The organism is Acinetobacter sp. YH16031, from assembly GCF_013417335.1.
Lineage (GTDB): Bacteria > Pseudomonadota > Gammaproteobacteria > Pseudomonadales > Moraxellaceae > Acinetobacter.
On the sequence record NZ_VPED01000077.1, the window covers coordinates 1 to 4198 of the forward strand.

A 4198-nucleotide genomic window follows, 5' to 3' on the forward strand; every position below is an offset into this window, starting at 1 on the left:
GCCTAAGCATCTGGTACAAACAGAAGTGGTTTCACATTTACAGCGTCTGCTGATTACACCGTGGGCAAACCTAGACAGCAGCAGCCCATTAACAGCAGCAGAGTTCTTAAGCACAGGTGTAAACGGTATTTACACCGAGCAGCCCGACAGCGTTCTTTCTATTATGAAATTAATGGCGCCGAACACGCTGCTGCGCAAACCGCTGATTACAGGCCATCGCGGTATTCCTGCACTTGAGGATGAAAACACTTTAGAAGGCACATTAAAAGCGATTCAAGTTGGCGCAGATGCGGTTGAGTACGATGTATATCTTTCTAAAGATAATCATGTTGTGGTCATGCATGATTCAACCACAACACGCACTACAGGTGTAAATGCCAAAATTGAAGATTTGACGCTCGCAGAAATTCAAAACTTACGCACCATTCCAAATGGACGTAAAGTACCGACAATGGATGAAATTCTTGCGGCTGTAAAACAATATCCAAATGTGACAAACTTCATTGAAATAAAGAGTTCAAAACCTGAAATTGTACCAAAAATTAAGGAATTGCTAGATAAGCATAATGCCTATGATCAAGCGATTGTCATCAGTTTCGTTGGCGATCAAATTCTACATATGAAGAATGAAATTCCTGGTGTATCCACTGGATACTTGACCAGTACGCCAACAGCTCAAAGCAATATTGTCAACACGCGCCGCATTTTAGATGCTGCACAAAAATACTCTTCTACTTTTAATCCTTCTTTTTCTGGTTTAAATAAAGAGCTGATGATGATGGCGAGCCAGCGCGGCGTGACTTTCTGGCCATGGACTTTCCGCTTAAATAAAGATGACTTCTACCGCATGTATGTACAAGGCACACATGGTCTAACGACTGATTATGCGCATGAATCTTCAAATCTGGCGGTAAAATTGAATACAGCAAGTCAGCTCATAGCCACTGCAGGCAAGCCTGTAGAAATCAATGCAGAAATCCAAACTCAAATTGGAACGAAATCGAATTATCTTGTTAAAAATATGCTGGTTTTGCCAAATTCGGCTAAATATACGCAAAATGGCCAAGGGCTGACATTTACTGAAAAAGGTACAGCTTATGTCATGCCAAGCTATCAATATACGATGGCACCAAATTACACCTATACGATTTATGCAAAACCTGTCACTGTAACAATTCAATAAAATTAAAACATATGCTTAGATTCTTAGAGCATCACCTTGATGAGTTAATGTAGTAAAAACCCACTGTAAAGTGTAATGCCAGTCAGTTAAGAGATTGACTGGCTTTTTCTTGGGTATTTTTGAGGTTTTCCTTTTACAACCCTTGGATAACTCCTCACTCTTCTCTCAGGTATAACATACCGATTAGATTTCTCCATTAAACTTTCCAGATGTTTGGGTAGATTACCTGCAGAAGCCAAAGAGTCGAATCTGAGTAAATTAAGAAGGGCAATAGATGCAATATGAAAACTGATCCTCAACGGGCTTACTTTGGCACGTTGAGCCATATATTTCATTTGTCTTCTCAGCACGTTATAAGCAATCAAGACACCCCATAATTCTTGATAAATTAAGTCTGGCTGTTTGCTCCTTAAGTGCTTACCTTCCTGTAAATTGCTTTTAATTTCTCGGTAACACATCTCTATCTCCCAACGTTGAGCATATAACTTTGCTAAAGTTCGAGCTGGATATGTCTTTGAATCTAATAATGAAGTGATATAACGGCGGATTTTTCCTGCCTGCTCAACTTCAATTAAACGTGCTTCCCAGTAATCTCCTAATGCTGGATTAAGTTTTTTGGCTCTTGCTGATATTGGCATCCTGATATGAAAATCATGTGGGGAATTCCGTTTAATTATGTCATAACGTAAATTATCTTTAGCTCGCATAAGCCAATGGCTTGATTCTCCACGTGTTTGCCAGCCTATTAAAAAATCAGCAGAGAAATAAGCTCGATCAAACAAAGTAATACTTTGTGCTGGAGGAGATAATTGATTTGCTAATGTGAGTTCACCTTGATCCATACTGCCTATTTGGGCATCTATGATTTCATGAGTATTGGTATTCACTAGACACGTGGCTCTAACTTGTGGGTAAGGTGCTACAGCAGTTTTACCTTTAGATGAGCCAAAATGATTAAAGTTCTCTTCGGTCAGCGGCATAGACCAAACCACCCCGTCAACAGCACATACACTAAGACCTTGAAAGCTTGAATATTGTTGTTGTGATTCATCAAACCATGCTTGGCTGATTAAGGAGAATAAGGCAGCTAAGGGTTCTCGACCTAAACGTTGTCGAGCTTGGACAGCTGCACTAGGAACACAATAATCTGTTGTACCAAACACGAGTTTTAATTGTTCTACCACATAGCTGATGGGTTGATTGCGAAACAAGGCAAGCCCAAGAACAAGCCAAACCACGTGCTCAGCAGGTAATTTTCTCCTTCTGATCGATGCCTTACCTGTTTGATGCAGGCTTGTTTCAATCCAATTTAAATCAATAAGTTCACAAAAATGGTTGAGTGATGGGAGAGCATGTTCAAGAGTGGATTCTAAATGTTCAGATAAAGACATAAAAAAATGAGCGTATTTACATACACTCATTTTTACTACATTTTACTAAAATTTGCTTAACTGACTGGCATTACACTGTAAAGTGGGTTTTTTTAACTAAGTCAATAAAAATTGATAAAGCATGCTGTTCGGTAAGTATCAAGGTAGTTGTCACCTTTTATTGATTTTAAATTTGTATTTTTAACCGATCAGGATTAAGCATAACAACATCCGTTCTGTGCTAATTTTTGGTCTGTTTCTACCATTCTCTATTCCCATCCTTAATATTTTCTAAAATTAACATAATACACGTTATACGAATCTAAAAATGGGAGCCTATAGCTCCCATTTTTATTGTTAAACATTGAATCCTATATGTTTTCCTGTTGGAAGCTCTACATCAATACGGAGCTTCCCACCCATTGCCTCAACATACTTTTTCATGGTTGAAATCTTAAGATCATTGCCACGATTTTCTATTGCTGAAAGCGATGGCTGTTTTATTCCCAAAGTTTCAGCAAGCTCTTTTTGAGAAATTTCGAGTTCTTCACGAATAAGATGAAGCTGATTTTCTAGCAGTAATTCATCTGCCATTTTTTGAATACGGGCTTGGCTCTCTGGAGAGCGGCTAGCTAACAATTCTTGCAGAGTCTTAGCCATTAGATTTATCTCCTAGGGTGGTGAGATGAAGTTGGTATTGTTCATCTGCAATATCCAGCATGTCTTTATAAAAACGCTTTTTACCGCCTTTATCAGCAATACATAGAACAATAGCCTGTCGTAAGGGATCAAATGCGAAGAAAGCTCTTAAGGGTCTACCGCGATGTTGAACACGCAGTTCTTTCATATTGGTAAATTTAGACTCATACACAGTATCTACTAAAGGACGGCCTAAACTCGGTCCCTGCTGCTGTAGAACAACCAGGGCAGCTAGGACCTTCTCTTGTGTCGATTCATCTTGCTGTTCAAGCCACTGATTAAATAGATCTGTCGTAATGACTGTCCACATACCACAACCAAAATATAGATTATAGTCTATATTTTAGGAGCATTATGCTTGTTTTGCAAATGAGAAATGATAGGCAATAAAAAACCCCGGCATCCTGCCGGGGTTTTTCGTATTGGTTCGCTCGGTATAACTCCTGTCGTACCTTACAGTCCTTGTGCTTATCTATTGTTATTCTTGTATGGAGCTTCCTGTTCCCGATGAGTTCATCATAGGAAAATTCCACTGTCCCAGGTAGCCGCAAAGGGCCGAGATTTATGTACGCCAGAGCGTACAAAATAGCCTAAATTTTATCCACAGCAATTGGGGATAGTTTCACAACCTGGATCCGCATGAAATGGGCACTGATTGCCAAATTGATCATTTATTAATCGATTTTCTTGGCAAAATGTTACAGATTTGCTTAAAAACTCACCAACTTATTACAAAAGCCAATTTATGGTGGTTTCTTAGTCATGACTAAAATTTTAAGTTTTTGATATTTATATTAATATACAAATGTACTTCGTATAACTGCCATTATGTTAAATAGGGAATTCAAAGCTCTTTCTAAGAGTTGGTATAGTGGTAATACTTATTGAGTGCGTAAAAGAATTAGATTAATAAAATACTCAAAAGAAAAATAGTAAAAGGGAACAT

General features: G+C 38.5%; 4 protein-coding genes. 1 reads left to right on the plus strand and 3 read right to left on the minus strand.

Features of this window, described 5'->3' with window-relative positions:
* On the plus strand, positions 1–1183 hold a 1183-nt coding region (locus tag FTV31_RS15710; RefSeq protein WP_180015633.1), incomplete at its 5' end, for a glycerophosphodiester phosphodiesterase.
* Between the two features lie 86 nt (positions 1184–1269).
* Here FTV31_RS15710 and FTV31_RS15715 read toward each other — a convergent pair.
* The 3 genes from FTV31_RS15715 to FTV31_RS15725 all read right to left on the minus strand — a co-directional run bounded on the left by FTV31_RS15715 (position 1270) and on the right by FTV31_RS15725 (position 3562).
* Entirely contained in the window at positions 1270–2574 is a 1305-nt protein-coding gene (locus tag FTV31_RS15715) for an IS4 family transposase (RefSeq protein WP_152342556.1), read from the minus strand.
* A gap of 336 nt (positions 2575–2910) precedes the next feature.
* Positions 2911–3213, minus strand: a complete 303-nt coding sequence (locus tag FTV31_RS15720; protein ID WP_001140620.1) for a helix-turn-helix domain-containing protein — start codon at positions 3211–3213, stop codon at positions 2911–2913.
* The gene (locus tag FTV31_RS15725; RefSeq protein ID WP_000269911.1) at positions 3206–3562 is read right to left on the minus strand and encodes a type II toxin-antitoxin system RelE/ParE family toxin; all 357 of its coding nucleotides are present in this window, start codon (positions 3560–3562) and stop codon (positions 3206–3208) included. The genes FTV31_RS15720 and FTV31_RS15725 overlap by 8 nt, the downstream gene beginning before the upstream one ends.
* Positions 3563–4198: the final 636 nt, after the last annotated feature.

Bases quoted from the DNA above. Each gene is read 5' to 3' on its own strand.
- FTV31_RS15720 (WP_001140620.1), bottom strand. From the start codon at position 3,213: ATGGCTAAGACTCTGCAAGAATTGTTAGCTAGCCGCTCTCCAGAGAGC.
- FTV31_RS15725 (WP_000269911.1), bottom strand. From the start codon at position 3,562: ATGTGGACAGTCATTACGACAGATCTATTTAATCAGTGGCTTGAACAG.
- FTV31_RS15715 (WP_152342556.1), bottom strand. From the start codon at position 2,574: ATGTCTTTATCTGAACATTTAGAATCCACTCTTGAACATGCTCTCCCA.